28 protein-coding genes are annotated in these 26,084 nt (G+C 74.5%); 11 read left to right on the top strand and 17 right to left on the bottom strand.

All coding sequences use genetic code 11. From position 1 onward, the window contains the following. Positions 1-208: 208 nt before the first annotated feature. From H6H00_RS03735 to H6H00_RS03695, 9 genes are all read right to left on the bottom strand, one after another. Positions 209-931 carry a mechanosensitive ion channel family protein gene (locus tag H6H00_RS03735; protein ID WP_185719968.1) on the bottom strand — a complete coding sequence of 241 codons (723 nt, stop codon included), beginning with the start codon at positions 929-931 and terminating at the stop codon, positions 209-211. Between the two features lie 94 nt (positions 932-1,025). Beyond that, positions 1,026-1,418, bottom strand: coding sequence for a VOC family protein (locus H6H00_RS03730; RefSeq protein ID WP_304633053.1), 393 nt, complete (start codon positions 1,416-1,418; stop codon positions 1,026-1,028). Then, positions 1,415-1,693 (bottom strand): ArsR/SmtB family transcription factor, encoded by a 279-nt coding sequence (locus H6H00_RS03725; RefSeq protein ID WP_185719967.1) that lies wholly within the window; start codon positions 1,691-1,693, stop codon positions 1,415-1,417. The genes H6H00_RS03730 and H6H00_RS03725 overlap by 4 nt, the downstream gene beginning before the upstream one ends. A gap of 32 nt (positions 1,694-1,725) precedes the next feature. Then, the gene (locus H6H00_RS03720; protein WP_185719966.1) at positions 1,726-2,889 is read right to left on the bottom strand and encodes a PP2C family protein-serine/threonine phosphatase; all 1,164 of its coding nucleotides are present in this window, start codon (positions 2,887-2,889) and stop codon (positions 1,726-1,728) included. Further along, on the bottom strand, positions 2,886-3,692 hold the full coding sequence (ppk2, locus tag H6H00_RS03715; protein WP_185719965.1) for a polyphosphate kinase 2: 807 nt from the start codon (positions 3,690-3,692) through the stop codon (positions 2,886-2,888). The genes H6H00_RS03720 and ppk2 overlap by 4 nt, the downstream gene beginning before the upstream one ends. A gap of 12 nt (positions 3,693-3,704) precedes the next feature. Continuing rightward, positions 3,705-4,196, bottom strand: a complete 492-nt coding sequence (locus H6H00_RS03710) for a TspO/MBR family protein (protein WP_185719964.1) — start codon at positions 4,194-4,196, stop codon at positions 3,705-3,707. Positions 4,197-4,242: 46 nt separating this feature from the next. Continuing rightward, a complete protein-coding gene (locus tag H6H00_RS03705; protein ID WP_185719963.1) occupies positions 4,243-5,118 on the bottom strand; it encodes an ABC transporter permease subunit in 876 nt (291 codons plus the stop codon). Next, positions 5,115-6,098, bottom strand: a complete 984-nt coding sequence (locus tag H6H00_RS03700; protein WP_185719962.1) for an ABC transporter ATP-binding protein — start codon at positions 6,096-6,098, stop codon at positions 5,115-5,117. Before H6H00_RS03700 ends, H6H00_RS03705 begins: the two co-directional genes overlap by 4 nt. Further along, a complete protein-coding gene (locus H6H00_RS03695) occupies positions 6,095-7,138 on the bottom strand; it encodes a LolA family protein (protein ID WP_185719961.1) in 1,044 nt (347 codons plus the stop codon). The genes H6H00_RS03700 and H6H00_RS03695 overlap by 4 nt, the downstream gene beginning before the upstream one ends. A 94-nt stretch (positions 7,139-7,232) precedes the next feature. On the opposite strand from H6H00_RS03695, the gene H6H00_RS03690 reads away from it, so the two are divergent. From H6H00_RS03690 to H6H00_RS03675, 4 genes are all read left to right on the top strand, one after another. After that, the gene (locus H6H00_RS03690) at positions 7,233-7,916 is read left to right on the top strand and encodes a response regulator transcription factor (RefSeq protein WP_185719960.1); all 684 of its coding nucleotides are present in this window, start codon (positions 7,233-7,235) and stop codon (positions 7,914-7,916) included. After that, positions 7,913-9,223, top strand: a complete 1,311-nt coding sequence (locus H6H00_RS03685; protein ID WP_185719959.1) for a sensor histidine kinase — start codon at positions 7,913-7,915, stop codon at positions 9,221-9,223. The genes H6H00_RS03690 and H6H00_RS03685 overlap by 4 nt, the downstream gene beginning before the upstream one ends. A 70-nt stretch (positions 9,224-9,293) precedes the next feature. After that, entirely contained in the window at positions 9,294-10,046 is a 753-nt protein-coding gene (locus H6H00_RS32650; RefSeq protein ID WP_304633052.1) for a (deoxy)nucleoside triphosphate pyrophosphohydrolase, read from the top strand. Between the two features lie 138 nt (positions 10,047-10,184). Beyond that, positions 10,185-11,054, top strand: a complete 870-nt coding sequence (locus H6H00_RS03675) for a type IV toxin-antitoxin system AbiEi family antitoxin domain-containing protein (protein WP_185719958.1) — start codon at positions 10,185-10,187, stop codon at positions 11,052-11,054. Positions 11,055-11,303: 249 nt separating this feature from the next. Here the strand turns inward: H6H00_RS03675 and H6H00_RS03670 are convergent, their stop codons facing one another. Continuing rightward, positions 11,304-11,453 (bottom strand): hypothetical protein, encoded by a 150-nt coding sequence (locus tag H6H00_RS03670; RefSeq protein ID WP_185719957.1) that lies wholly within the window; start codon positions 11,451-11,453, stop codon positions 11,304-11,306. A gap of 63 nt (positions 11,454-11,516) precedes the next feature. On the opposite strand from H6H00_RS03670, the gene typA reads away from it, so the two are divergent. After that, positions 11,517-13,436 carry a translational GTPase TypA gene (gene typA / locus H6H00_RS03665; protein ID WP_185719956.1) on the top strand — a complete coding sequence of 640 codons (1,920 nt, stop codon included), beginning with the start codon at positions 11,517-11,519 and terminating at the stop codon, positions 13,434-13,436. Positions 13,437-13,488: 52 nt separating this feature from the next. Continuing rightward, on the top strand, positions 13,489-15,249 hold the full coding sequence (locus tag H6H00_RS03660) for an ABC transporter family substrate-binding protein (RefSeq protein WP_185719955.1): 1,761 nt from the start codon (positions 13,489-13,491) through the stop codon (positions 15,247-15,249). A 9-nt stretch (positions 15,250-15,258) separates the two neighbouring features. Here H6H00_RS03660 and H6H00_RS03655 read toward each other — a convergent pair whose 3' ends face one another. The 6 genes from H6H00_RS03655 to H6H00_RS03630 form a co-directional block, all read right to left on the bottom strand. Continuing rightward, the gene (locus H6H00_RS03655) at positions 15,259-15,696 is read right to left on the bottom strand and encodes a GNAT family N-acetyltransferase (RefSeq protein WP_185719954.1); all 438 of its coding nucleotides are present in this window, start codon (positions 15,694-15,696) and stop codon (positions 15,259-15,261) included. 20 nt (positions 15,697-15,716) lie between these two features. Then, positions 15,717-16,733 (bottom strand): ABC transporter ATP-binding protein, encoded by a 1,017-nt coding sequence (locus H6H00_RS03650; RefSeq protein WP_185719953.1) that lies wholly within the window; start codon positions 16,731-16,733, stop codon positions 15,717-15,719. Continuing rightward, positions 16,730-17,734 (bottom strand): ABC transporter ATP-binding protein, encoded by a 1,005-nt coding sequence (locus H6H00_RS03645; RefSeq protein ID WP_255425561.1) that lies wholly within the window; start codon positions 17,732-17,734, stop codon positions 16,730-16,732. Before H6H00_RS03645 ends, H6H00_RS03650 begins: the two co-directional genes overlap by 4 nt. Before the next feature lies 1 nt (position 17,735). After that, positions 17,736-18,686: an ABC transporter permease gene (locus H6H00_RS03640; RefSeq protein WP_185719952.1), complete on the bottom strand. Its 951-nt coding sequence runs from the start codon at positions 18,684-18,686 to the stop codon at positions 17,736-17,738. Then, complete coding sequence (locus tag H6H00_RS03635; protein WP_185719951.1) at positions 18,679-19,605, bottom strand: ABC transporter permease; 927 nt, start codon at positions 19,603-19,605, stop codon at positions 18,679-18,681. Before H6H00_RS03635 ends, H6H00_RS03640 begins: the two co-directional genes overlap by 8 nt. 134 nt (positions 19,606-19,739) lie before the next feature. Further along, on the bottom strand, positions 19,740-21,389 hold the full coding sequence (locus H6H00_RS03630) for a peptide ABC transporter substrate-binding protein (RefSeq protein ID WP_185719950.1): 1,650 nt from the start codon (positions 21,387-21,389) through the stop codon (positions 19,740-19,742). A 174-nt stretch (positions 21,390-21,563) separates the two neighbouring features. On the opposite strand from H6H00_RS03630, the gene mshB reads away from it, so the two are divergent. The 3 genes from mshB to H6H00_RS03615 are packed head-to-tail and all read left to right on the top strand — an operon-like array spanning position 21,564 to position 23,600. Next, positions 21,564-22,424, top strand: a complete 861-nt coding sequence (gene mshB / locus H6H00_RS03625) for an N-acetyl-1-D-myo-inositol-2-amino-2-deoxy-alpha-D-glucopyranoside deacetylase (RefSeq protein ID WP_255425560.1) — start codon at positions 21,564-21,566, stop codon at positions 22,422-22,424. Beyond that, a complete protein-coding gene (locus tag H6H00_RS03620; RefSeq protein WP_255425559.1) occupies positions 22,421-22,834 on the top strand; it encodes a hypothetical protein in 414 nt (137 codons plus the stop codon). Before mshB ends, H6H00_RS03620 begins: the two co-directional genes overlap by 4 nt. After that, entirely contained in the window at positions 22,827-23,600 is a 774-nt protein-coding gene (locus H6H00_RS03615) for a hypothetical protein (protein WP_255425558.1), read from the top strand. The genes H6H00_RS03620 and H6H00_RS03615 overlap by 8 nt, the downstream gene beginning before the upstream one ends. Before the next feature lie 3 nt (positions 23,601-23,603). Here H6H00_RS03615 and H6H00_RS03610 read toward each other — a convergent pair whose 3' ends face one another. Then, entirely contained in the window at positions 23,604-24,566 is a 963-nt protein-coding gene (locus tag H6H00_RS03610) for a GNAT family N-acetyltransferase (RefSeq protein WP_255425557.1), read from the bottom strand. 104 nt (positions 24,567-24,670) lie between these two features. Between H6H00_RS03610 and fdxA the strand changes: the two genes are divergently transcribed. Next, on the top strand, positions 24,671-24,997 hold the full coding sequence (gene fdxA / locus H6H00_RS03605; RefSeq protein WP_185719949.1) for a ferredoxin: 327 nt from the start codon (positions 24,671-24,673) through the stop codon (positions 24,995-24,997). Further along, positions 24,994-26,076, top strand: a complete 1,083-nt coding sequence (gene dapC / locus H6H00_RS03600; protein WP_304633051.1) for a succinyldiaminopimelate transaminase — start codon at positions 24,994-24,996, stop codon at positions 26,074-26,076. The genes fdxA and dapC overlap by 4 nt, the downstream gene beginning before the upstream one ends. The last annotated feature ends 8 nt before the right edge of the window (positions 26,077-26,084 follow it).

The raw sequence follows: 26,084 nt of genomic DNA, 5'->3' as shown, positions 1-26,084 counted from the left end.
GCTCGTGGGGAGGAGGTCAGCGCAGCGGTTCGCCCGCCGACCCCACACGGGCCGGATCGGTAAACCAGTACTGGCGCTGCACGCGGCGACCGTACCAGCCGGCGGCCCGTCCCGGTTGCAGGAAGGCCACCTTGCCGCCATCCCACGGCGGCAAGGTGGCCTTCCTGCAACGCGGGTGCGCGGCCTGCAGTGCGCGTCGCCGACGCCGTCAGTTGCGCGCCGCGGCCTCCGGCGTCGGGGCGCCGTTCGAGGCGGGCGCCACCGGCTCCGGCGTCCGGACGGCCGTCGCCTCCTGCTCCGCGGCGGCCAGCCACTTCTCCCAGCGGCCGCGCATCGGGCCGATGAGGCCCCCGCCGACGCCGACGACCAGGATCCCGCCGACGGTCGCGAGCACGGTGATCAGCACCGGCAGCGTCACGGCGATGGCGACGCCGATCTGGCTGAGCGCGGCGATCACGCCGAGGCCGATCACGAACACCGACGCGACGGTGCCGAGCACCCGGCCGTAGGACAGGCCGCCGAGGACGCCGGTGACCAGGTCCTTCACCGCGGCGGCGACGGCCGAGGCGATCACGACGATGATGATCGCGACGGCGATCCGCGGCAGGAACGCGACGATGTCGGTGAGCAGCTGGCTCACCGGGTTGGCGCCGAAGATCCCGAACGCCAGCTGGAACGTGATGAGCAGGACCGCGTAGTAGACGAGCATCGCGACCAGGTCGCTCGCGTCGTACTTCGAGTTCTCCATCGCGCTCCCGATGCCGCCGCGCTGCACGGCGGCGTCGAAGCGCACGCGCTCCAGCAGTGCGTCGACCACCTTGCGGAGCACGCGGGCGACGATCCACCCGACGACCAGGATGACCAGGAACAGGGCGAGCTGGGGGACGAACGTCGCCACGGTGGAGACGGCGTTCTCGAGCCATGCGGGCATGTCCACTCCTTCCACGGGTGTCCGGTGTGGACGCCCGTGCCGGGCCCGTTCCCCGGATCGCGGTGCGCCCAAAGAGATCGCACCCGATCCGGTGTCACCCGTTCATGGTCGCGATCTGGATGAGGTTGCCGCAGGTGTCGTCCAGCGTCGCGACGGTGACCGGGCCCATGTCGACCGGTTCCTGGACGAACCGCACGCCCGCGGCGGTGAGGCGCGCGAACTCCGCGCGCACGTCGTCGACGGCGAAGGAGGTGAAGGGGATGCCGTCGGCCACGAGCGCCTCCTTGAACGGGGCGGCGGCCGGGTGCTCGGAGGGCTCCAGCAGCAGCTCGACGCCATCGGGCTGCTCCGGGGAGACGACCGTGAGCCAGCGGTGCGGGCCCATCGGCACGTCGTTCTTCTTCACGAAGCCCAGCACGTCGGTGTAGAAGGCGAGGGCCTTGGCCTGGTCGTCGACGAACACGCTGGTGATGTTGATGCGGATCATGGCTGCTCCCGGATCGGCCAGCGCTCGAGGATCGAGCGCAGCGGGGTGGTGTCGAGGTGGTGGAACTTGTAGCGGCCCTCGCGCCGGGTCGTGACCAGTCCGGCCTCCTCCAGCACCGCGAGGTGCTGGGAGATCGCCTGCCGCGACGACGTGAGGCCGTGCTTCATCGTCAGACGCGAGCAGATCTCGAACAGCGTCTGGCCGTCGCGGTCGACGAGCTCGTCGAGGACGGCCCGCCTGGTCGGGTCGCCGATGGCCTTGAAGACGGCGTCCACGCGCCCTTTATAGGCAAGTGGCTACTTGCCCGTCAACCGCGCCAGTCCAGGCACAGCACCGTCGAGTCGTCCTTCAGGTCGCCGCCGGTCGCCTCGATCACCGAGTCGCTGAGCGCGCGCACCACCTCGCGCGGGTGCAGGTCCACGGTCGCCCCGAGCACCGCGGGCACGTCGACGTGGGCGCTGTTGCGGTCGAGCACGCCGTCGGTGACGAACAGCAGCCGGTCGCCCGGCCGCAGCTGCAGCTCCTGGACGCCGTGGCGGGAGCCGGGGTAGATCCCGAAGGGCAGGTCGATGGCGAGCTCCACCTCCGACACCCGCCCGTCGCGCAGCAGGATCGGGAACGGGTGCCCGGCGTTGACGACGGTGGTGCGGCCCGTCGCGAGGTCGATCCGGGCCACCTGGCCGGTCACGAACTCGCCGACGGGGGAGTGCGCGGCGAGCGCGTCGTTGGCCGTGTCGACCTGGCCCTGCAGGTCGAGGTTGCGCCGCCGGCCGTTGCGCAGGCTGCTGACGAGCACGGTGGCGAGCAGCGCGGCGCGCACGTCGTTGCCGACGGCGTCGGTGATCGACAGGTGCAGGGTGTCGCGGTCGAGCGCGTAGTCGAACGAGTCGCCGCCGACCGTGCTCGCCGGCTCCAGCCACGCGGCGAGGCTGAAGGCGGCGGCGTCGAGGCTGAACGCGTCGGGCAGCAGGCGCCGCTGGATCTCCGCGGCGAGGGTGAACGGCGCGGTGCGCTGGCCCCACTCGAACAGGTCGGTGTAGCGGCGGTTGGCCACCACGACGTACCCGAACGCCTGCGCCACCTCGTCGATCTCGGTGAGCGCCGCGTCGCCGGGCGCCTCGGGGAGCCACAGCTCCAGCACGCCGATCGCGTCCCCGCGGACGGTGACCGGCACCGTCACCACGACGCCGCCGTGGTGCTCCCGCACGTCGACGACCTGCGCGCGCAGCACCTTCTCGTAGACGGTGCCGGACAGCTCGATGGTCTCCGCGACCTCCTCGCCGCGACGGCGCGTCCCGGCGCGGGCCCAGCTCGACCGGTCGAAGCGCACCACGTACCGGCCGGAGTAGTCGGCGATGAGCAGGTTGACGTCGCGGGCGCCGATCACGTCGCCGAGCTCGCTCTCGGCCACGTCGATCGCGTCGACGGGGGCGGCCGCGTCGATCCGGCCCAGCATGGTCCGGCGGCTCATCCGGTCCCGCCGGTGACCAGCGTCGCGGCGTGGTCGGGCACCTCGTGGAAGCGCTCCCGCGGTGGGCGCACGTAGCCGCGCTGCGGCGGCCGCTTCGGGAGCTTGAGCTTGCGGCCGTCGACCGGCTGCCACGGCACGCTGCCGAGCAGGTGCGCGATCATGTTGATCCGCGCGCGGCGCTTGTCCTCGGCCTCCACGACGAACCACGGCGACGTCGGGGTGTCGGTGTGGGCGAACATCTCGTCCTTGGCGCGGGAGTAGTCCTCCCACCGCGTGATCGACTCGAGGTCCATCGGCGAGAGCTTCCACTGCCGCATCGGGTCCTTCATCCGGCCCCGGAAGCGCCGCTCCTGCTCGCCGTCGCTGACGGAGAACCAGTACTTGCGCAGCAGGATCCCGTCCTCGACCAGCAGCTCCTCGAACACCGGGGCCTGGCGCAGGAAGCGCGCGTGCTCGTCGGGGGTGCAGAACCCCATCACCCGCTCGACGCCGGCGCGGTTGTACCAGCTGCGGTCGAGCAGCACGATCTCCCCGGCCGCGGGCAGGTGCTCGGTGTAGCGCTGGAAGTACCACTGCGTGCGCTCGCGCTCCGAGGGCGCGGGCAGCGCCACGATCCGGCAGATGCGCGGGTTGAGGTACTCCGCGACGCGCTTGATCGCGCCACCCTTGCCCGCGGCGTCGCGCCCCTCGAACACCACGACGAGCCGGGTCCCGGTGGTGCGCACCCACTCCTGCATCTGGACCAGCTCGCCCTGCAGGCGCAGCAGCTCGGTCTCGTAGGGGATGCGCGGGAGCCGGCTCATCGGGCCATCGTGCTAGTTGAGGACCCAGATGGCGAGGTTCAGGGCCGAGGCGAACGTGACCCAGGCCAGATACGGCACCAGGAGGCCCGCCGCGAGGCGGCTGTGGCGGGCGAACAGCACGATGGTCGCGACGATCGTCAGCCAGAGCAGCACGATCTCGACGAACGCCACCCCGAACAGCCCGGCGCCGAAGAACAGCGGCGTCCACAGCGCGTTGAGGACGAGCTGCGCGGCGAACACCGACAGTGCCGTGCGCGCCCCGCTCCAGCCCGCCGTGCGCCAGACCAGCCATCCGGCGACGGCGATCGTCACGTAGAGGACGGTCCAGACCGGGCCGAACAGCCACGCGGGCGGCGCCCACGCGGGCTGCACGAGCGCGCCGTACTGGTCGGCGGCCGAGGCCGCGGCGAGGCCCCCGACGGCGGCGGCCGCGGCGGCGGCGACCCCGAAGGCGGCCAGCCCGACGGCGGCGGTGGGCAGGGACGGGCGCGTGTATGTGCTCACGGCAAAGATTCTCCACCATCGAGACAAAACGCGCACGGCGGGACGGTCAGGCGTCGCGGCGGAGCATCCGGTAGGTGGTCAGGCCCATCCCGACGGCGACGTAGCACAGCGCCCGCAGGGAGCTCTCGATCATGCCGTCGAGCGGGAGGGGGTCGCGCAGGGCGTCGGCCCCGGCGCCCCAGCCGCTGGTCAGCAACCAGGGCCCGAGCCACTCCAGCGCCGGGATGGCGGCCAGCACGCCGAACACGATCAGTCCGCCCAGCACCGAGGCCAGCACGACGAGCGGGTGCTCGGTGACCGCGGAGACGGCCAGCGCCACCGCCCCCACCGCCGCGAGCTGCCCCACCACCCAGACGACGACGAGCCCGACCCGCAGCAGCGCGTCGCCCAGGCCGACCGCGGTGCCCGACAGCGTCACGAGCTGGCCCTCGGCCCCGCCCACCACGACGAGCCCGGCCACCACGCCGACGACCGCGACCACCAGCGTGGCCAGCGTGGCGACGACGAGCACCCCGAACGCCTTCATCGCGACCAGCCGCAGCCGCGACACGGGGGAGAGCAGCAGCCCGCGCAGCGTGCCGTGCGCGCTCTCCCCGGCGATCGCGTCGGCCGCGGCCATCGAGACCGCCAGCGGGAGCAGCAGCGCGAGCGACAGCGTCATCGCCGCGATCGGGAGGACGAGCCCGTTGCCGCCGATCGCGGTGATCAGCCCGGGTCCGCGCCCGGTGGACCCCGCGACGGCGACGCCGATCGAGATGAGGATCGGGATCAGGGCGAACAGCCCGAGCCCGACGAGCGTGCGCGGGCGGCGCAGCACCCAGCGCAGCTCGGCGCCGAGCAGCCGGCCCAGCGGTGCGGTGCGGGGCGGATCGTCCGTGCGGGGGGCGTCCACGGCGGGGGCCCCCTCGGTGGCGGTGCTCATTCCGACGAACCCCGTTCGGTCAGCCGCGCGAACAGCTCCTCCAGGCGCGCCCGGCGGCGCCGGGCCTCCTGCACCGCGACGCCCGCGCGCACGAGCAGCGCGATCGTCTCGGCGGTGGGCGGGCCGTCCTCGCCGACGACGACGCCGGGTTCGTCCCCGGGCGCGGCGTAGGCCGGGACGCCCGCGGCGCGCAGGGTGTCGAGCGCGAGGTCGACGTCCGCGGTGACGACGTCGAGCCCGCCGGTGCCGGACTCCAGCAGGGCGGCGAGCTCGCCCGCGGCCACCAGCGACCCGGACTGCAGGACCGCGACGTGCGTGCACGTGGCCTCGACCTCGGCGAGCAGGTGCGAGGACACGATCACCGTCGACCCGGCGGCGTGCAGCTCGGCGATGATCCGCCGGACGTCGCGGGTGCCGGCGGGGTCGAGGCCGTTGGTCGGCTCGTCCAGGACGACGAGGCGGCGCGGCAGCAGCAGCGCGCCGGCCAGCCCCAGCCGCTGCTTCATGCCGAGGGAGTAGCCGCGGAAGCGGCGGCCCGCCGCGGCCGACAGGCCGACGCGGTCCAGCGCGGCGTCGACGGCCGCGGCCGCCTCCCGCGACCCCAGCAGCGGCTCGGTGGCCGCCACGCGCAGCAGGTTGTCGCGGCCGGAGAGGAACGGGTGGAAGCCCGGACCCTCCACGAGCGCGCCGACGTGCGGCAGCGCGCGGGCGGCGTCGTCGGGGATCGGGTGGCCGAGCAGCTCGGCGGTGCCGGAGTCGGCGCGGGTGAGCCCGAGCAGCATCCGGATCAGCGTGGTCTTGCCCGATCCGTTCGGGCCGAGCATGCCCAGCACGGAGCCGGCGGGGACGTCGAGGTCGATGCCGTCGACCGCGACCGTGGAGCCGAACGCCTTGCGCAGCCCCACCGCGCGGGCGGCGAGGGGGCTGACCGCGGCGGGCGGAGGGGACGTCGCCGCGGTCAGCGTCGAGGGGGAGCTCACCGGGACAGGGCCTCGGTCAGCACCTGCTCGGGAACGGCACCGGCGGCGACGCGGCCGTCGTCGGTGAGGATCGCGGTGGCCACGGCCGTGCTGATCAGCGTGCCGCTGCCCCACGGGCCGCTGACGGGGGTGCCGAACGAGCGGACGTCCAGGCCCTCGCCGTCGGGGCCGTCGGGGACGGCCGGCACGGTCGTCAGCACGACGGAGTCCCACCCGTCGCCGACGACGCTCGGGGCGGCCGCGCCGTCGGGGCGGCCCTCCGGTGCGCCGTCGGGGCGGTCGGAGCCCGGCTCCACCACGGTGGCACCGGGCGGCGGGGTGAACGTGAACAGCGCCGGGTCCTGCGCCCCGAACGCCAGCTCGGTGAACCCGACCTGCAGCGCCGGGTCGGAGGAGCCCGTGGCCAGCACGGTCATCCGCAGCGGCACGCGCTGCTCGGCGTCGACGGCGATGCGGACCTCGCGCAGCAGCGTCCGCTCGGACGGGGCGGGGGTGAGCACCAGCTCGTAGGCGGGGCGGCCGGCGACCTCGGCCGTGCCGTCCACGGTGACGACGCTGCTGGTCTGCAGCGTCCGGATCGCCTCGGTGGCCGCGGCGGTGGGGTCGGTCATGTCGGCCGCGTCGGGTGCGGCGGGGCGGTCCTCGTGGGCGCCCTGCGTGACGGTGCGGTCCTGCGAGTCGTAGGCCCAGAACGTGGTGCCGTCGGAGACGAGCGTCTTCTCGCCGTCGGAGGTGGGCAGCTGCACGCGGCCGCCGCCGTCGCCGTCGGACCAGATCCGGGCGGTGCTGGTGCCGTCGCCCGCCTGGGGCACGCCGGGCAGCGCGGGCAGGCCGAGGGAGTTGTCCAGCTCGACCGTGCCGGCGAACGCGTCCGGGTCGGCCGTCAGCACGGAGGCCACCAGGTCCTCCGGGGTGACGGGCGGCAGCTCCGGCGCCGCCCCCGCGCCGGCCGGTGCGGCCAGCAGCCCGAGTCCGACCACACCCGCCACCGCGATCCCCGCGGCCGCCGTGCGGCCCGTCGTCCATCGTCCGGTTCCCATGGACACAGCGTGGCGCACGGCGGCTGAGAGGCGGCTCAGCGGCTGAGAGAAGCCTGAGCCGGGACCCCCACGCGGGCGGTACGTTCCCCGGGACATGGCGCGCGTGCTGGTGGTCGACGACGAACCCGGCATCCGCACGGCCATGACCAGGGGCCTCACCGCCGAGGGCATGGAGGTCGTCGCGCGCGGCGACGGCAACGCGGCCCTGGAGGCCGCGCTCACCGGCAGCTTCGACGCGATCGTCCTCGACATCATCCTCCCGGGCCTGTCCGGCTACCGCGTCCTCGAGCAGCTGCGCTCGGCGGGCGTCGACACCCCGGTGCTGCTCGTCTCGGCCAAGGACGGCGAGTGGGACCAGGCCGACGGCCTCGACCTCGGCGCCGACGGCTACCTCGTCAAGCCGTTCGCGTTCGTCGTGCTCGTGGCGCAGCTCAAGGCGATCCTGCGCCGCCGCGACGCCGCGCTCGGGCGGGTCGGGCAGCGGGTGCGGCTGGGGTCGCTCGTCGTCGACCCGGTGGCGCGCGCCGTCAGCTGGGACGGCGAGCCGGTGGAGCTCTCGCCGCGCGAGTTCGCGCTGCTGCACGCGCTGGCCAGCCGCCCCGACACCGCCGTCGCCAAGGACGACCTGCTGCGCATCGTGTGGGGCGACGAGGGCGCCGCGAGCCGCAACGTCGTCGAGGTCTACGTCGGCTACCTGCGCCGCAAGCTCGACGCCGTCGGTGCCGGCCAGGTGCTGCGGACGGTGCGCGGCTTCGGGTACCTCGTCTCGTCGTCGTGAGGACCTGGTGGGCCGCCCGGGGCCTGCGGTTCCGGATCACCGTCGTCGTCGGTGGGGTGGCGCTGGTGGCGCTGCTCGCGCTGAGCCGCCTCGGGGTCGGGCTGCTGTACTCGACGCTGCTCGGTGCGGCCGACGAGGAGCTGCGCACCGACGCCGCGGCCGTCGTGACGCGGCTGGAGGCGGGCGAGGCGCCCGCGTCGGTGCGCGCCCCGACGCTGCGGATCGTCGACACCGCGGGGGATCCCGTCGACGGCGGGCGCGCGCTGCCGCTGGACGCGCGCGAGATCCGCACGCTCGCCGCGGGCGACGGGGTCGTCGTCGGTGACTTCGACGAGCTGCGCCGCTACCTCGCGGCCCCCGCCGTGCTGCCCGACGGGTCGACGCGGCTCGTCGTCGCGGTCGGCGACATCGTCGGCGGGGCGGTGCTGCTCGCGCGCGCGGCCGGGGCGTTCGTGCTCGGGGCGCTGTTCGTCGCGGGGGTCGTCGCGGTGGCGTCCTGGGCGGCGACCCGGGCCGCGCTGCGCCCGGTGGAGCGGCTGCGCGCGGCGGCGTCGGTGCTGCCGGCGGGGGAGCGGCTGCCGGTGCCGCCCGCCCGCGACGAGCTGCGCGCGCTGGCCGAGGAGATGAACCGCCTGCTCGCCCGCCGCGACGACGCCGTGGCCCGGCTGCAGGCGTTCACCGGCGACGCCGCGCACGAGCTCCGCTCCCCGGTGGCCGCCATCCGCGCGCAGGCGGAGGTCGCCGTCGCGCACCCCGACCCGGAGCTGGCCGACGAGACGCTGCGCGCCGTCGCGGTGGAGGCCGAGCGGCTGTCCGTGCTGCTCGCGGACCTGCTCGCCCTCGCCCGCGCCGACGCGGGCCGTCGCCCGGACCCCCGCCCCGTCGACCTGGTCGCGGCCGCCCGTGCCGCGGTCGCCCGCGCCGGGACCGCCCCTCCCGCGATCGACCTGGTCGCCCCGGCTCCCGCCCGCGCCGCGGCCGGGCCCGCCGAGGTGGACCTGGTGCTCGACAACCTCGTCGCCAACGCCCGGCGCCACGCCCGCTCCGTCGTGCGGATCGGGGTGCTGCCGGCCGGGCGCTGGGTGCGGCTGGTGGTGGAGGACGACGGCCCCGGGATCCCGGCCGCCGACCGCGAACGGGTCTTCGACCGCTTCGTCCGCCTGGATCCGGAGGCCGGCGGCGGGGCGGGCCTGGGCCTGGCCCTGGTCGCGGCGCTGGTGACCGGGCGGGGCGGGCAGGTGGTGGCCGGGGAGGCGTCGGGCGGCGGGGCGCGCCTGGAGGCGCGCTGGCCGGCCGCCGCCCCCTGACCCCGGGCCGTCGCCGAGGTCGGGGACGGGCGACGGGCCGTGTGCGCGGTCGGGGTGCCACCATCGCCGCGTGCCGGTGCTGCGTGCGACGACCGTGATCGCCGCGCCGTCCCGGACCGTCGCGGGGGTGCTGCGCGACGCCGACGTGCTGCGGCGGTGCGGGTTGGGGGTCGAGGGGGCGGGGCGGTGGCTCGCGGCGGGCGACGAGGTGCAGGTGCCCGGGACGGGCGTGCCGCTGCGGGTCGGGTCCGTGTCGCCGGACGGGGTGCGGCTCGGCGGACCCGGGTGCGAGCTGGTCGCCGGCCTGGTCGCGGTCGACGGCGGGACCCGGATGGTCGACGAGGTGCACCTGCGCGGGCCGGTCCCTGGCCCGTTCCGGCGGCTGCTCGCCACCCGCGCCACCGTGCTGGCCGAGGCGGCGCGGGCGCTCGCGGGTGCGCAGGTCGTCGTCGCCACGGCTCTGGTCCGGGACGCCGCGGTGCTGGCCGCGCGGCGCACCCGCCCGCCGGAGCTCGCCGGGCTCTGGGAGCTGCCGGGCGGGCGGGTCGAGGCGGGCGAGTCGGAGGCCGACGCGGTGGTGCGGGAGTGCCGGGAGGAGCTCGGGACCGACGTCGTCGTCGACGCCCGGCTGGGCACCGACCTGCGCATCGACGCGGGCGTGCTGCGCGTCCACGCCGCCCACCTCGCCGACGGGGCGCCCGGGCCGCGGGCGCTGGAGCACTCGGGGCTGCGCTGGGTGACGGCCGCGGAGGTGCCGGGCGTGGACTGGGTGCCGGCCGACCGGGCGGTCGTCGCGGACCTGGTGGACCTGCTGCGCCCGTGATCGACGGCCCGGGACCGAGGGCGCGCCGGGGCCGGCCGACGGTTCCGGGACGGCGACCACCACGATCGGGCGTTCGCGGGCGCACCGGATCCGGGCGGGGACGGAACCGGGCGGCGGCGGGACCCGTCGAATCCGGTCATGTCCATCGACTCACTGCTGGAGCGGCAGGGCGGGGTCCTCTCCCGCGACCAGGCGCTGCGCGCGGGGCTCTCGCGCGGCGCGATCGACCACCTCGTCCGTCGCCGCCGCTGGAGGCCGCTGCACCCGCACGTCTACCTGGCGGCCGGGCACCGGCTCGACGACGAGGTCGCCGTCCGCGGTGCCGTCCTGTGGGCCGGTGCCGGTGCGGTGCTCTCCGGCCCGGCCGCCGCGTGGTGGCACGGCATGGCCGACCGGGCGCCGACCGCGGTCCGGGTGACGGTGCCGCGGCACCGCGACCCGCGCGGCCGCTCCACCGTCGACGTTCGGCGGCGCGCACTGGACCCGGTCGACGTCGTGCAGGTCCGCGGGATCGCGGTGACCGCGCGCCCGCTCACGGTGGTGGAGGCGTCGGTCGACCTCGGCGGGCGCTTCCTGGACCGGGCCCTGCAGCGGTCGGTGCGCTTCCCGGAGGTGTACGCGGCGCACTGCCGCAACCTCGGCGCGCCGGGATCGGCACGGGCCGGGCAGCTGCTGATCGCGGCCGCGGACCGCTCGGCGTCGGAGGCGGAGCGGCTGCTGGTCCGGATGCTGCGCTCGTCGGGTGCCCGCGGCTGGCGGTGCGGGTTCCCGGCCGCGGGCCTCCTGGTCGACATCGCGTTCCCGGCGGCGATGGTCGCCGTCGAGATCGACGGGTGGGCCCGGCACGCCGACGCGGTCCGGGCCCGGGCGGACGCGCGGCGGCAGGACGTCCTGGTCCGGGCGGGCTGGACGATCCTGCGCTACACCTGGCACGACCTCGTGGAGCGGCCCGGGGCGGTGCTCGCGGAGATCGGGTCGGAGGTCCGACGGGCCCGCCGAGCCCGATGATCGAGGTCCCGAGACGTCCCGCAGGAGAGTGATGTTGGACACGTACGGACGCCCGGCCGGGGAGCGTCGCGCGGGCGCCGGGATGCCGGTCCGCGCCTCTGCGGGCGGCCGGGAACCCGCTCCGGCGCGGGCGTCGGCGGGCGGAGCGGGTGCGAGACCCCGGTCACGCCCGGGAGCGCGAGGGTACCCCGGATCTACCGCCCGTCGCCGGATCGTCGCCGCTCATCGGACCGGAACCCGCGGATCGGTTCAGTAGACCCGCGCGGCCTTGACCGCCCGACGGAGCTCCTTGCCCCGCAGACCCCCGCTCTCGATCTTGCTCAGCCGCAGTGCGACGACCGGGCAGTTCGAGCAGCGCTTCGGCTTGGAGCGGCAGCACTTCTTCTTCACCTTGCCCATGATGAGGCGAGCCTATGCTCACACCCGGGGGAAGGCCAGGGGCCGGACGGGCTACCGTGAACTGTGAGCACAGCAACCTCCGATGCCCCCGCACGCCCCGGCGCGATCCGCGGGGACGGGCGGCTGCGCAACGTCGCCATCGTCGCGCACGTCGACCACGGCAAGACCACCCTCGTCGACGCGATGCTGCGCGCCTCGGGTGCGTTCGGCGAGCGGGCCGCCGTCGTCGACCGGGTCATGGACTCCGGCGACCTCGAGCGCGAGAAGGGCATCACGATCCTCGCCAAGCACACGGCGATCGACTGGCAGGGGATGACGCTCAACGTCGTCGACACCCCGGGCCACGCCGACTTCGGCGGTGAGGTCGAGCGCGGCCTGTCGATGGTCGACGGTGTGGTGCTGCTCGTGGACGCCTCCGAGGGCCCGCTGCCGCAGACGCGCTTCGTCCTCCGCAAGACCCTGATCGCCGGGCTGCCCGTGGTGCTGGTCGTCAACAAGACCGACCGCCCCGACGCCCGCTGCGAGGAGGTCGTCGACGAGAGCCTCGAGCTGCTCCTGGAGCTGGCCGACGAGCTCGAGCTCGACGAGACCATGACCTCCCGGCTGCTCGACCTCCCCGTCGTCTACGCGAGCGGGCGCGCCGGCCGGGCGAGCCGCAACCGCCCCGCCGACGGCGACCTCCCGGACGAGCCGGGTCTGGAGAGCCTGTTCGACGTCATCTCCGAGACCGTGCCGCCGCCTGCCGACGACGCCGACGCGCCGCTGCAGGCCCACGTCACCAACCTCGACGCGTCGAGCTTCCTCGGCCGCATCGCGCTGTGCCGGGTCCGCGCGGGCGTCATCCGCCGCGGCCAGCAGGTCGCGTGGATGCAGGACGGTGGCAAGGTCAACCGCGTCAAGATCACCGAGCTGCTGCGCACCGAGGCGCTGACCCGCGTGCCCACCGACGCCGCGTACGCGGGAGACCTCGTCGCCGTCGCGGGCATCCCGGACGTCACGATCGGCGACACGCTCGCCGACCCGGAGACCCCGGTCGCGCTGCCCCGCATCCACGTCGACGAGCCCGCGATCTCGGTGACGATCGGGATCAACACGAGCCCGCTCGTCGGCCGCGACCCGCACCCGGGCACCAAGCTCACCGCCCGCCAGGTGAAGGGCCGGCTCGACTCCGAGCTGATCGGCAACGTGTCGCTGCGCGTGCTGCCCACCGAGCGCCCCGACGCGTGGGAGGTGCAGGGCCGCGGTGAGCTGGCGCTGGCCATCCTCGTCGAGACGATGCGCCGCGAGGGCTTCGAGATGACCGTCGGCAAGCCCGAGGTCGTCACCCAGATGATCGACGGCAAGCTGCACGAGCCGTTCGAGCAGCTCTCCGCCGACGTCCCCACCGAGCACCTCGGCGCCGTCACGCAGCTCCTCGCGGGCCGCAAGGGCGAGATGAGCCAGATGGTGCACGGCGAGAGCCGCGTGCGCCTGGACTACCGGGTGCCGTCGCGGGGCCTGATCGGCTTCCGCACCGAGTTCCTGACGATCACGCGCGGCGCGGGCATCGTCAGCCACGTCTTCGACGGCTACGGCCCGTGGGTCGGTGAGATCAACAACCGCCTCCGCGGCTCGCTGATCGCCGACCGCACCGGCCCCGTCACCGGCTACGCGGTGGAGCAGCTGGCCGACCGCGGCGTGCTGTTCATCGGCCCGGGCACGCAGGTGTACGCGGGCATGGTCATCGGCGAGTACACGCGCGCCGAGGACCTCGAGGTCAACATCGTCCGCGAGAAGAAGCTGACGAACATGCGGAAGTCGACGAGCGACGAGCTGGTCAAGCTCACCCCGCCGACCGTGCTGAACCTGGAGCAGAGCCTGGAGTTCTGCGCCAACGACGAGTGCGTCGAGGTGACGCCGGAGTCGGTGCGGATCCGCAAGGTCGAGCTCGACTCGCACCTGCGCGGGCGGCAGCGCTCGCGGGCCAAGGCGGCGGCCGGCTGACCGGGCGGCGGGCGGTCCGGGTCACTCGACCGAGTGGCAGGATGACCGGGTGATGCGCGCGCTGGTCCTGGCCCTGCTGACGGTCCTGCTGGCCGCCTGCACCCAGGTGCCGCTGGCCGAGCCGCCACCGGCCGCGCCGGAGCCCACCGCGCAGCCCGAACCGTCCGAGATCGTGGTCGGCGTCGAGGACCTGGGCGCGGGGTTCAACCCGCACCTGCTGGCGCACTCCTCGCCGCTCACCACGGCGGTGGCGGCGCTCGTGCTGCCGTCGGTGTTCCGGCCCGGCGCCGACGGCGTCCCGCAGCTCGACCGCACGATCGCCACCAGCGCCGAGGTCGTCTCCACCGATCCCTTCACGGTGAGCTACGAGCTCAACCTGGAGGCCTCCTGGTCGACGAACACGCCGATCGCGGCGGAGGACTTCGTCTACCTCTGGGAGCAGATGCGGGCCGACCCCGGCGTCGCCGACGCCGCGGGCTACCGGATGATCACCGACGTCCGGTCCCGGGCGGGCGGCAAGGCCGTCGACGTCGTGTTCGACGCGCCGTACCCGGCCTGGCAGGGGCTGTTCTCCGACCTGCTGCCCGCCCACCTGCTCAAGGACGCCCCCGGCTCCTGGATCGGGGCCACGACGGGCGGCCTGCCGGCGTCGGGCGGCCCGTTCCGGATCGCGACGGTCGACCCGGGCCGCGGCGAGGTCGTGCTCGCCCGCAACGACACCTACTGGGACACCCCGGCCGTCCTCGACACCCTCGTGCTGCGCCGCCTCGACGACGCCGCGATGGCCACCGGGCTCGCCGCCGGGGACGTCGACGTGGCGCTGGCCGAGGCCGACCCGGCGATCCGCACCGCGCTGGGCGGTCTGAGCCCGGTGCCGCGCACGCAGCTCGCCCCGCTGCCGACCGTCACCCAGCTCGGCCTGCGCTCCGCCGACGGCCCGCTGCGCGACGCGCGGGCCCGCCAGGGGCTCGCCGCGCTGCTCGACCGCGAGGCGATCCGGCTCTCCGTCGCCCCGGAGGCCCTCCCCGCCGACGCGTTCGGGCTCGCCCCCTCCGAGCCGGGGTACGCGGCCAGCGCCCCGGAGGGGGCCCCGGCCCGACCCGACCCGATCGCCGCCGAGCAGCTCCTGAGGTCCGCCGGCTGGACCCGGGACGCGTCCGGGAACTGGGCCGCCGACGGCGGGCCGGTCTCGCTGGTGATCGGCTCGGCCGCGGAGCGGACGGAGGACGGCCGCGTCGCGCGGCTCGTCGCCGCCCAGCTCACCGCGGCCGGGATCGACGCCACCGCGGTCGAGTCGCCCGCGGCCCAGCTGTTCGTGCAGGGCAGCGCACCCGCCGGCGAGATCACCACGACGACGGCGCCCACCACCACCCCGCCGTCGTCGACTCCCCCCGCCACCACCGCCGCCGCACCCACGACGGCCCCGCCGCCCGACGGAGGGGTGGCGGTCGACGTCATCGTCGGCCCGCGCACCGTCGGGGCGGCGCCCGGCACCGAGCTCGCCTCCGACTACGGCTGCGCGCTGCCCAGCGCGGTGGTCCCCGAGCCGCCGTCGACGCCCACCGGGTTCTGCTTCCCGGCCCTGCAGCTGCTCCTGGAGTCGCTCGCGGCGGGCAGCGGGGAGGACGACCCGACCCGCTTCGCCACGGCGGAGCGGGTCCTGTGGGTGCAGCTGCCCGCCCTCCCGCTGTTCCAGCCGGTGAGCCTGGTGGTCAGCAGCCCGGCCGCCGACGCCGCGACGGGGATCGCGCCGGGCCCGCTCACCGAGGGCCCGCTCGCCGGGGCCGCCCGGTGGGGAGAGCCGGCCCGCTAGGCGGGCGGCTCAGGGGCGGCGGTAGCGCGTCACCCACAGCCCGGGCTCGACCTCGGCCTCGTCGGTCACCCGGAATCCGGCCCGCTCGTAGAGGATCCGGGCGGGGTAGTTCTCCCGGCCGGTCGACACCGTGACCGCACCCGGGGCGAGGTCGAGGACGTGGGCCACCAGCGCCGTCCCCACGCCCCGGCGGAACGCGCGCGGGGCCACGACGAGCCGGTCGATGTCGACGACCCCGTCCGCGGACGTGGTGGCGACGGCCCCCAGCAGCCCGCTCGCGTCGCGACAGCCGTACCAGGCCAGGCCCGCGGTCGCGAGCGAGTCGAGGGTGTCGTGCAGGGCCGGGATGGCGTCGGTGCCGAGCAGCGCGGCCTCGACGAGGTACGCCTCCCGCTGCACCCGCAGCAGCTCCGGGTCGGGAGCCAGGGGTGCGACGGGAGGCGTCATCGGATCGGGTGGGTGCCGGATCAGGTGGGCAGGAGGTACTGCTCCTCGGCGTGGTGGCACGCGCTGGCGTGTCCGCCGCTGCGCACCTCGAGGGCCGGTTCCTCCTCGGCGCACAGGTCCGTCGCCTTCCAGCAGCGCGTCCGGAACCGGCACCCCGACGGGGGGTTCACCGGGCTGGGGACGTCGCCGGTGAGCCGGATCCGCTTGCGCCCCACCCGGACCGACGGGTCGGGCACCGGCACCGCGGAGAGCAGCGCCTGCGTGTACGGGTGCGAGGGCCGCGTGTAGATCTCGTCCTCGGTGCCGATCTCCACGACCTTGCCCAGGTACATGACGGCGACGCGGTCGGACAGGTGCCGCACCACCGACAGGTCGTGGGCGATGAAGATGTAGGACAGCCCGAACTCGCGCTGCAGGTCGCCGAGCAGGTTCATCACCTGCGCCTGGATGGAGACGTCGAGCGCCGACACCGGCTCGTCGCAGATGATCACCTCGGGGCGCAGGGCCAGCGCGCGGGCGATGCCGATGCGCTGGCGCTGCCCGCCGGAGAACTGGTGCGGGTACCGGTTGATGAAGTCGGGGTTGAGGCCGACGACGTCGAGCAGCTCCTGCACCTTCTTGCGGCGCTCGCCCTTGGGCGCGACCTCGGGGTGGATCTCGAAGGGCTCCCCGACGATGTCGCCGACCGTCATGCGCGGGTTGAGCGAGGTGTACGGGTCCTGCAGCACGATCTGGATCTGCCGCCGCAGCGCCTTCAGGTCCCGGCCGCGCTTGGCGAAGATGTCCTCGCCGTGGAACCGCACGGACCCGCCGGTGGGCGGTTCCAGGCGCATGAGCACCTGCGCGAGCGTCGACTTGCCGCAGCCGGACTCGCCGACGACGCCGAGCGTCTCGCCCTTGTTGAGCGTGAACGACACCCCGTCGACGGCCCGGACGTGCCCGACGGTGCGCTTGATCGCGATGCCGACGCGGACGGGGAAGTGCTTGACGAGGTCCTCGACCTCGAGGATCGGCTCGTTCTTCTGCAGGGAGCTCATGCGCTCACCAGCTCCTCGGCGAACAGGCAGGCCGACGAGCGGCCGCCCGGCAGCTCCGCCAGCGGCGGCACGACGTCGCGGCAGCGGTCGACGGCCATGGGGCAGCGGGGGTGGAACGGGCAGCCCGACGGGATGTTCGTCAGGTTCGGCGGCAGGCCCTTGATGGCCCGCAGCTCGGTGCCCTTGCTGTCCAGCCGCGGGATCGACTCCAGCAGCGCCCGCGTGTACGGGTGGCCCGGGTTGGCGTAGAGGGCGTGCACGTCGGCGTTCTCGACGATCCGGCCCGCGTACATCACCGCGATCCGGTCGGCGACCTCCGCGACGACGCCCAGGTCGTGCGTGATGAGGATCAGGCCCATGTGCCGCTCGGTCTGGATGTCCTTGAGCAGGTCCATGATCTGGGCCTGCACGGTGACGTCGAGGGCGGTGGTGGGCTCGTCGGCGATGAGCACGTCGGGGTCGAGCGCGAGCGACATGGCGATCATCGCGCGCTGCCGCATGCCGCCGGAGAACTCGTGCGGGTAGTTGCGCACCCGCTGCGTCGCCCCCGGGATGCCGACCTGGTCGAGCAGCTCGATCGAGCGCTTCTCCGCGTCCTTCTTGCTCATCCCGCGCCGGGTGCGCAGCTGCTCGCCGATCTGGAACCCCACGGTGTAGACGGGGTTCAGCGCCGACAGCGCGTCCTGGAAGATCATCGCGATGTTCTCGCCGCGCAGCTCGCGGCGGCGCTCGTCCTCCGCGGTGAGGAGCTCCTCGCCGCGGTAGCGGATCGAGCCCGCGGTGATCCGCCCGGGCGGCATCGGGAGGATGCCCATGACGGTGTTGGCGGTGACGGACTTGCCCGAGCCGGACTCGCCCAGCACGGCCAGTGTCTCGCCCGCCGCCACCGAGTAGCTGACGCCGTTGAGCACGCGCGCGACGCCGTCGCGGGTGTGGAACTCGACGTGCAGGCCGTCGACCTCGAGCAGGGGGCCGTCGTTCTCGTTCTTGGTCAGGTCCACGTCAGCGGCCCTTCGGGTCGAACGCGCTGCGCACGGCGTCGCCGAGCATCACGAAGGCGAGCACGGTGATGATGAGGAAGGCGCCGGGGAACACCAGGAGGGTGGGGGCGACGCGCAGCGACGTCTGGGCCTCGCTGATCATCACGCCCCAGGACACGACGGGGTCGCGCAGCCCGATGCCGAGGTAGGACAGCGTGGCCTCGGCCCCGATGAACGCGCCGAGCGAGATCGTGGCGTAGACCAGCACGGGCGCGACGCAGTTGGGGAGCATGTGCTTGACGATGATCCGCAGCGGCCCCGCACCCAGCCCGCGTGCGGCGCGGACGTAGTCCTGGTTGCGTGCGGAGATCGCGGCCGACCGCATGATCCGCATGACGACCGGCCAGCCGAGCGCGGCCATCGTGCCGATGACGATCGCCGAGATCCCGATCGGGTTGTTGCCGACGGCGTCGCGGAACGTGGAGAGGATGACGATCGCGCCGAGCACGAATGGCAGGCCGAAGAAGATGTCGGCGAAGCGGGACACGACCGAGTCGACCCGGCCGCCCGCGAACCCGGACACCAGCCCGAGCACGCCGCCGATCAGGACCGTCAGCACGGTGGCGAGCACCCCGACGACGATCGAGACGCGCGCGCCGTAGATCGCCCGGGCGTACACGTCGCGGCCCAGCGCGTCGTAGCCGAAGATCGCGTCCGACGACGGGCCCTGGCGGGAGCGGGACAGGTCGCCCACCCCCGGGTCGACCGAGGTGAACAGCTGCGGGAACGCCGCGATGACCAGCAGGACCGTGATCAGCACCGCCGAGACGATGAACAGCGGCCGCCGACGCAGGTCGTGCCAGGCGTCGGAGGTGAGGCTGCGCGGCTTGTCGGTGGTGGTGGTCTCGCCGGGGGCGCCGGCCTGGCTGAGCGGGGTGGGGCTCGCGGTGGCGATGGCCTGGGGGTCAGTCAAGGCGGATCCTCGGGTCGAGAACGGCGTAGAGCACGTCGACCAGCAGGTTCATCAGCAGGTAGACGATGACGAGGAGGACCACCACACCGGTCACGGTGATGCCCTCCTTGGTGACGATCGCGCGGAAGACGAGCCCGCCGATGCCCCGGATGTTGAAGATGCCCTCGGTGACGATCGCGCCGCCCATCAGCGCGCCCAGGTCGGTGCCCAGGAACGTGATCACCGGGATCGCGGAGTTGCGCAGCAGGTGCACGCCCACGACGCGGCGCGGGGCGAGGCCCTTCGCGACCGCGGTGCGGACGTAGTCGGCGCGCTGGTTCTCCGCGATCGAGGTGCGCATCAGCCGGGTCACGTACGCCATCGACAGGCTGCCGAGCACGAACGCCGGGGCGATCAGCTCACCCCACGTCGGGTCGATCGACACCGTCGGGCTGATGATCCCCCAGCGCAGGCCGAGGAAGGTCTGGATGACGAAGCCGGTGACGAACACCGGGACCGCGATGAGGAACAGCGTGGAGACCAGCACCAGGTTGTCGACGAAGCCGCCGCCGCGCAGGCCGGTGAAGACGCCCGCGGTGAGGCCGATGACGGCCTCGATGAGCAGCGCCAGCACCGCCAGCCGGATGGTGGTCGGGTAGGCGTCGGCGATGAGGTCGCTGACCTGCAGTCCGGAGAACGTCTCGCCGAAGTCGCCGGTGACGAGGTTGCCCAGGTACTGGAAGTACTGGGAGAAGATGTTGTCGTCGAGGTTGAACTTCTCGCGCATCTCCGCGATGTACGCGGGAGGGCACGGGCGGTCGCCGCACTTGGCGGCGAAGGGGTCGCCCGGGATGGCCCAGACGAGCACGTAGATCAGGAACGTCGTCCCGATGAAGACGGGGACGAGCTGGAGCAGCCGACGCAGCACGTAGCGGCCCACGAATCACCTCCTGGGTGCGGCGCGGCCCGTTCCCGGTGGGGTCGCGAGGCCACGGTCTGACCCACATCCACAGCGTAGGGCGGCGACCGGGGTGCCCGGCCGCCGCCCTGAGCTGTGGTGGGTCGTGCTGGTCGTTACTCGGACACTGCTGCCGTGATCAGGTCCAGCTCACGGAACTGGTTGGTGGTCGCGGTGGACATCCGCGGCGACCAGCCGGCCTGGGTGTTCGAGTAGAAGGTCGGGATGGTGGGCATGTCCTGCAGGATCAGCCGCTCCGCCTCCTGGTAGAAGCCGAAGGCCGCGTCCGGGGACGGGGCCGCGTCGCCCTGCGCGAGCAGCGCGTCGACCTGCGGGTTGGAGTACTCGCCGTCGTTGGCCGAGGCCCCGGTGCGGTAGAGCGGGTTGAGGAAGTTCTCGATCGACGGGTAGTCCGCGGACCAGCCGGTGCGGAACGGCGTGGTGGCCTCGCGGGCGTTGATCGTGGTGCGGAACTCCGCGAACGTCGGCACGGGCACGAAGTTGCACTCGAGCCCGGTGGCGTTGGTGATCGAGATGCAGAAGGCCTGGAAGACCTCCTGGTTGCCCGCGCCGTCGGCGTTGGACGTGAGCTCGATCGGCCCGGTGAAGCCGGCCTCGGCGAGCAGCTGCTTGGCGCGGTCCGGGTTGTACGTGCAGTTCTCGCCGCACTGGCCGTCGACGTAGCCGTCGAGGCCGGGCGGGACGATGCCGGCGGCCGGGTCGCGCAGACCGTCGTAGACCTGGTCGCTGACGGCCTGGCGGTCGATCGCCATCGACAGGGCCACGCGCACGCGCGGGTCGGCGTACTTCGGGTCGTAGATCGGGAACGCGATCGTGTTCATCCCGAGGTAGGTCGTGTTCGAGTTGCGACCGGCGAGGTCCTGCTCGAAGAGCCGGCCGACCAGCGCCGACGGCGGCAGCTGCTCCATGTAGTCGAGGTTGCCGGCGACCAGGTCGGCGTAGCCGGCCTCGGGCGAGGCGTAGGAGCGGAACTCCACGCCGCCGACCTGCGGCTTGCGCTCACCGGGGAAGTCGGCCCACGTCTCGACGGTGATGTTGGCACCGGGCTGGCGGTCGACGTAGCGGAACGGGCCGTTGCCGATCGGCGCGGCCTCGAAGGCGGCCTGGTCGGTGAAGAACGACTCGGGCAGCGGGGCGAACGCCGAGTAGCCCAGCGTCGTCGGGAACACCGAGAAGGGCGCGGTCAGCGCGACGGTGAACGTCTTGTCGTCGACGACCTGCAGGCCGGACATGGTCTCGGCCGCGGGGGCCGGGGCCTCCGCCGGGCCGGACTCGCCGTCGGGGTCGGTCGGGTTCACGTCCGCGAAGCCCTGGATCTGGCTGAAGAACGACGAGTTCTGCTGGGCGTTGGGCCCGTACGCCGCGAAGTTCCAGGCGTCGACGAAGGAGGAGGACGTGACGGGGGTGCCGTCGTGGAACGTCCAGTCCTTCAGCGTGATGGTGTAGTTCTGCGAGTCCGTGGTCTCGATGGACTCCGCGACGTCGTTGTACGGCGCGGCGTCCTCGGCCTCGTAGCCGACGAGGTAGCTGAAGAGCGCGTCGATGACGCGCCCGCCGCCGACCTCGTTGGTGTTGCTCGGCACGAGCGGGTTCTCCGGCTCGGTGCTGTAGACGCTGATGGTGGTGGCGGCTCCGTCGCCACCTGCGCCGCCTGCGGAGTCGCCACCGCCGCCCCCGCACGCGCTGGCGAACAGCGCGACGGAGACACCGACGGCGAGTGAGGCTGCAACTCGACGTGATCGCATGTGCTTCCAAATCTGACAGGCGCGGCGGGAACGGGTGGCGCTCCTCGACCGCGAGCCGGGCAAGTGACCGCACAGTAACCGCAGTCACGGCGAGGGACGATAACAAATCGGTTGCGCGCCGCGCGCCGCTCGGCCGGGGCCGGTGAGCTGCGCGGACCGCCTACGCTCGGTCCCGTGACCCGTTCCACCACGGCCCGCGGGGGGCGCCGGATCGTGTTCGTGCACGCCCATCCCGACGACGAGACGCTCGCCACCGGGGGCACCCTCGCGACCCTCGCCGCGGATCCCGACACGGCGGTCACGCTGGTGACGTGCACGCTCGGCGAGCAGGGCGAGGTGATCCCCGAGTCGCTGCGCGGACTGGCCGCCGAGGCGGCCGACCAGCTCGGCGGCTACCGCATCGGGGAGCTCTCCGGGGCCTGCGCGGCGCTCGGCGTCACCGACCACCGCTTCCTGGGCGGAACGGGCAGATGGCGTGATTCGGGCATGGCGCTCGCCGGGCACGGTGTGCGCGCCGCCACACCCGAGGTCCTGCACCCGCGGGCCTTCGCGGCGCCGCAGGCGTTCGACGAGCAGGTCGACGCGCTCGCCGCGGTGCTGGCCGAGGTCCGGCCGCACGTCGTCGTCACCTACGGCCCCGACGGCGGCTACGGCCACCCCGACCACGTCCGCGCGCACGAGGTCACGGTGGCGGCGGTGGCCCGGGTCCCGGCCCGGCTGTTCTTCACGGTGATCGCCCGCTCCACGCTCGACGCCGGGCTCGCGGAGCTGGCCGGCACCCCCGGCGTGCCCTTCCGGATCCCCGCGCCCGACGAGCTGCCGAGCGTCCCCGACGCCGAGGTGACCACCCGGGTGGACGTGTCCGGGGTGCGGGGGGCGAGGATCGCCGCGATGCGGGCGCACGCCACGCAGATCTCGGTGTGGGAGCAGGGTGGTGTGGTGGCGCTCGCGATGAGCAACGGGGTGGCGCAGCCGCTGCTGGACGTGGAGGAGTTCTCCGGTCCGGCGGGCGGCCTGTTCGGGGACGGGTCGTGACCGCGCCGGGGGAGGTCGTCGCCCACGAGATCGCGCCGCGGCCGGAGTCGCGCGCGGTCACGGTGCTGGCGCTGGTCCTGCTCGTCGTCGACGGGGTGCTGCTCGGCGCGTTCGGCGTCGCGTTCGCCCAGATCTACACCGGCGGCGTCCCGGTGCCGATGGGCGCGGTGCTGACGGTGCTGATCCTACCGTGGCTGGTGCTGCGCGCCGGCGAGATCGACGACCGGCCCGGCGTCGCCGGTGCCCCGGTCCTCGCGTGGTTCGTGGTGGTGGGGGTGCTGGCCGTGGCGGGCCCGGGCGGCGACGTGCTGGTGCCGCTCAACTGGCAGTCCGGCGCACTGGTGCTCGGTGGACTGGCTGCGGGCCTGTGGGCCCTGCAGCGCGTGGTGAACGGGGAGTTCCGTGGGTGAGCAGAAGACGTCGGACGGGCCGATCAGCGACGCCGCGGTGGTGGCGGCGCTGCGCCCGTTCGTCCGGGCCACGCGTCCGGTGCTGGCCGGGCTGCGCGACACCGACCCGTTCGGCCTGCGGGCGCGCGTCACGGAGGAGCAGGGCCCGGACCACGAGCGCAGCGTGCGGGAGAAGGTGCTCGACTTCCTCGCCTCCGTCGAGGTCCCCGGCACGGCGGCGTGGGCGTCGATGCAGCCGGCCGAGCGGTCGCGCTGGTGGGTGCGCCGCGTCGGCCGGTTCACCACGCTGATCGCGGCGATCCCCGGCATCGGCGGGGTCCTCGCGAAGCGGCTCCCGGTGTCGTCGGCGCTCGGCGCGGCCGGGCAGGGGCTCGTGCTGGTCGCGATCGCGGGCGAGCACGGCGTCCACGACGAGGACGAGCTCATCGGGCTGCTGGGGGCGGTGCTGTTCCGGCGCGAGCTCACCGTCGACCGGCCGGACGCGGCGGCGGACCGGGCGGCCGACGACCGCGCCGCCGAGCTCACCGGCGACCTCGCCGAGCCCGACACCCGCCCGACGCTGCAGCGCATCGGGTCGGCCGTGTGGCGGCTGGGCCGGGCGCTGTTCGCCGTCGAGGCCGAGCTCGACAAGCACCCGCACGGCAACTGGTTCCACTCCGCGCTGAGCAACCTCCCGGTGGTCGGCGCCGTCGGGAAGTACCTGGGGGAGTGGTCCGGCCTCAAGCGCGCGGCCCGCGAGGCGGAGAAGCGCCTGAAGGTCGCCTGACCCTCAGGCGGGGGGCACGAGGTAGCGGTAGCGGTGGTGCTCGGTCCAGCCGGTGCCCGCGTAGAGCGCGCGGGCCCCGGTGTTGTGCAGCGCCACCTGCAGCACGCCGAAGCGGGCGCCGCGGGTCCGCGCCCACCCCGCCGCGGCGGCCACGAGCGCCGCGCCCAGCCCCCGGCGGCGCGCGGCGGGCACGACCTCCAGCCAGGACAGGTGCAGGTGGTCCTGCACCACGGTGGCCCGGACCTGTCCCACCGCGGCGCCCGCGGCGTCGCGTGCGAGCACGAAAGCGGTGGAGCCGTCGTCCGGGTCGAGGACGTGGCGCTGCACGGGGCTGGGCCGGCCGCCGCGCAGGCCCAGGGCCCACCAGTCGTCGTCGGGGCGGTCGGGGGTCGTGATCGTCCACGGTCCGTCGGCCGCGGTGACCCCCGCCAGCTCGGTGACGAGCACCGCGACCTCCGCGCCCGCCGGGTGCCCGACGTCGAGCACCCAGCCCGCCCCGGACACCGCGGTGTCCCACGGCGACCCCGTCGGCACGGTGACGCGCGGCGGGATGCCGTGCGCCGCGGCGAACGCGCGCACCGCGTCCAGCGCGGCGGGCAGCGGCACGCCGGGGTCGCCCAGGGCCAGCGCCGCGTTGGCCCGCGCGGTGTACCCGCCCGCGGCGCGGAGCCGCCACGCGCCGAGGCGCTCGTCGGCGGGGCTCGGCCAGGCGTCGGCGCACAGCTCCTCCAGGTGCGCCACCGCACCCCAGGACGCCCGGCGGGGCGGGGCGGGCGGGACCGCGCGCACGGCCACGACCGCGGCCCGCGCGACCTGCACCGGCCCGCGACGCGTCGCGACGGTGACGGCGTCGGGACCCGTCGTGAGCTCGCCGACGGCGTCGCTGAACAGGGGGCGGCCGTCGCGGTCGCCGACGCGGTGGCGCAGGGACACCCGGCGTCCGGCGAGCGAGTCGAGGAGATCCACTCGGCTATCCTCCGACGACGCGCGTCACACCGCCCCGGCTGGGTGCGACGTCCCCTTCCGATACATACTGTTCACGCCCTGACCTGCCCGACCGGAGGACCCCCGTGACCTACGTGATCGCCGAGCCCTGCGTCGACCTCCTCGACAAGGCGTGTATCGAAGAGTGCCCGGTGGACTGCATCTACGAGGGCGGGCGGATGATGTACATCCACCCCGACGAGTGCGTCGACTGCGGTGCCTGCGAGCCGGTCTGCCCGGTCGAGGCCATCTACTACGAGGACGACGTCCCCGAGCAGTGGACCGCCTACACCAAGGCCAACGTCGACTTCTTCGACGACCTGGGCAGCCCCGGCGGCGCGTCGAAGGTCGGCAAGACCGAGATGGACGTCGAGCCGGCCAAGAGCCTGCCCCCGCAAGAGCACGACGAGTGATAGGGCAGCTGCCCGACTTCCCCTGGGACTCCCTCGCCGGGGACAAGGCCCTCGCGGCCGCGCACCCCGACGGCATCGTCGACCTCTCCGTCGGCACCCCGGTCGACCCGATCGCGCCCGTGGTGCGGGCGGCGCTGTCCGGCCCGGCCGCCGACGAGCCCGGGTACCCGACGACGCACGGGCCCGAGTCGCTGCGGGCGGCGGTCGCCGGGTCCCTGCTGCGCCGCTTCGGCGTCGCCGTCGACCCGGTGGCGGTCCTGCCGACGATCGGCTCCAAGGAGCTGGTCGCGTGGCTGCCGACGCTGCTCGGCCTCGGGGCGGGCGACACCGTCGTCATCCCGGAGCTGTCCTACCCGACCTACGAGGTCGGCGCCCGGATCGCCGGCGCCACGCCCGTGCGGTCCGACGGGCTCACCGCCCTCGGCCCGGCGCGGGTCGGACTGGTGTGGGTGAACTCGCCGTCCAACCCCACCGGTCAGGTGCTCCCGCCCGAGCACCTGCGCAAGGTCGTGGCCTGGGCGCGGGAGCGCGGCGCCGTCGTCGCGTCCGACGAGTGCTACCTGTCCCTGTCCGACGGGGCGTCGTCGGTCCTGCACCCCGACGTCTGCGGCGGCTCGCACGAGGGCCTGCTCGCCGTGCACTCGATGTCGAAGTCCTCCGGGCTCGCCGGGTACCGCGCCGGGTTCGTCACCGGTGACCCGTCGCTGGTCGCGGGCCTGCTCGAGGTGCGCAAGCACGCCGGCATGATCGTGCCGCGACCGGTGCAGGCCGCGATGGAGGCCGCCGCGTCCGACGACGCGCACGTCACCGCCCAGGCCGCCGTGTACGCGGCGCGGCGCGGCCGGCTGCGCGTCGCGCTGGAGAAGGCGGGCCTGCGCGTCGACCACTCCGCGGCCGGGCTCTACCTCTGGGCCACCGCCGGACAGCCCTCCCGGTCGACGGTGCGCGAGTTCGCGGGTCACGGTGTCCTGGTGGCACCGGGGGAGTTCTACGGACCGGCGGGGGCGCAGCACGTGCGCGTGGCGCTCACCGCGACCGACGAGCGGATCGACGCTGCGGTGGCCAGGCTCGCGCCATGAGCACCGTG

Source organism: Pseudonocardia petroleophila, from assembly GCF_014235185.1.
Lineage (GTDB): Bacteria > Actinomycetota > Actinomycetes > Mycobacteriales > Pseudonocardiaceae > Pseudonocardia > Pseudonocardia petroleophila.
The sequence above is the reverse complement of the archived record's forward strand: the minus strand, read 5'-3'. Positions and strand labels throughout refer to the sequence as shown.

Coding starts and splice junctions, on each gene's coding strand:
- H6H00_RS03730 (WP_304633053.1), bottom strand. CDS start 1,418: ATGATCCGCATCAACATCACCAGCGTGTTCGTCGACGACCAGGCCAAG.
- H6H00_RS03695 (WP_185719961.1), bottom strand. CDS start 7,138: ATGGGAACCGGACGATGGACGACGGGCCGCACGGCGGCCGCGGGGATC.
- H6H00_RS03675 (WP_185719958.1), top strand. CDS start 10,185: ATGTCCATCGACTCACTGCTGGAGCGGCAGGGCGGGGTCCTCTCCCGC.
- H6H00_RS03670 (WP_185719957.1), bottom strand. CDS start 11,453: ATGGGCAAGGTGAAGAAGAAGTGCTGCCGCTCCAAGCCGAAGCGCTGC.
- ppk2 (WP_185719965.1), bottom strand. CDS start 3,692: ATGAGCCGGCTCCCGCGCATCCCCTACGAGACCGAGCTGCTGCGCCTG.
- H6H00_RS03690 (WP_185719960.1), top strand. CDS start 7,233: ATGGCGCGCGTGCTGGTGGTCGACGACGAACCCGGCATCCGCACGGCC.
- H6H00_RS03650 (WP_185719953.1), bottom strand. CDS start 16,733: ATGAGCTCCCTGCAGAAGAACGAGCCGATCCTCGAGGTCGAGGACCTC.
- H6H00_RS03660 (WP_185719955.1), top strand. CDS start 13,489: ATGCGCGCGCTGGTCCTGGCCCTGCTGACGGTCCTGCTGGCCGCCTGC.
- H6H00_RS03720 (WP_185719966.1), bottom strand. CDS start 2,889: ATGAGCCGCCGGACCATGCTGGGCCGGATCGACGCGGCCGCCCCCGTC.
- H6H00_RS03735 (WP_185719968.1), bottom strand. CDS start 931: ATGCCCGCATGGCTCGAGAACGCCGTCTCCACCGTGGCGACGTTCGTC.
- H6H00_RS03705 (WP_185719963.1), bottom strand. CDS start 5,118: ATGAGCACCGCCACCGAGGGGGCCCCCGCCGTGGACGCCCCCCGCACG.
- H6H00_RS03655 (WP_185719954.1), bottom strand. CDS start 15,696: ATGACGCCTCCCGTCGCACCCCTGGCTCCCGACCCGGAGCTGCTGCGG.
- H6H00_RS03630 (WP_185719950.1), bottom strand. CDS start 21,389: ATGCGATCACGTCGAGTTGCAGCCTCACTCGCCGTCGGTGTCTCCGTC.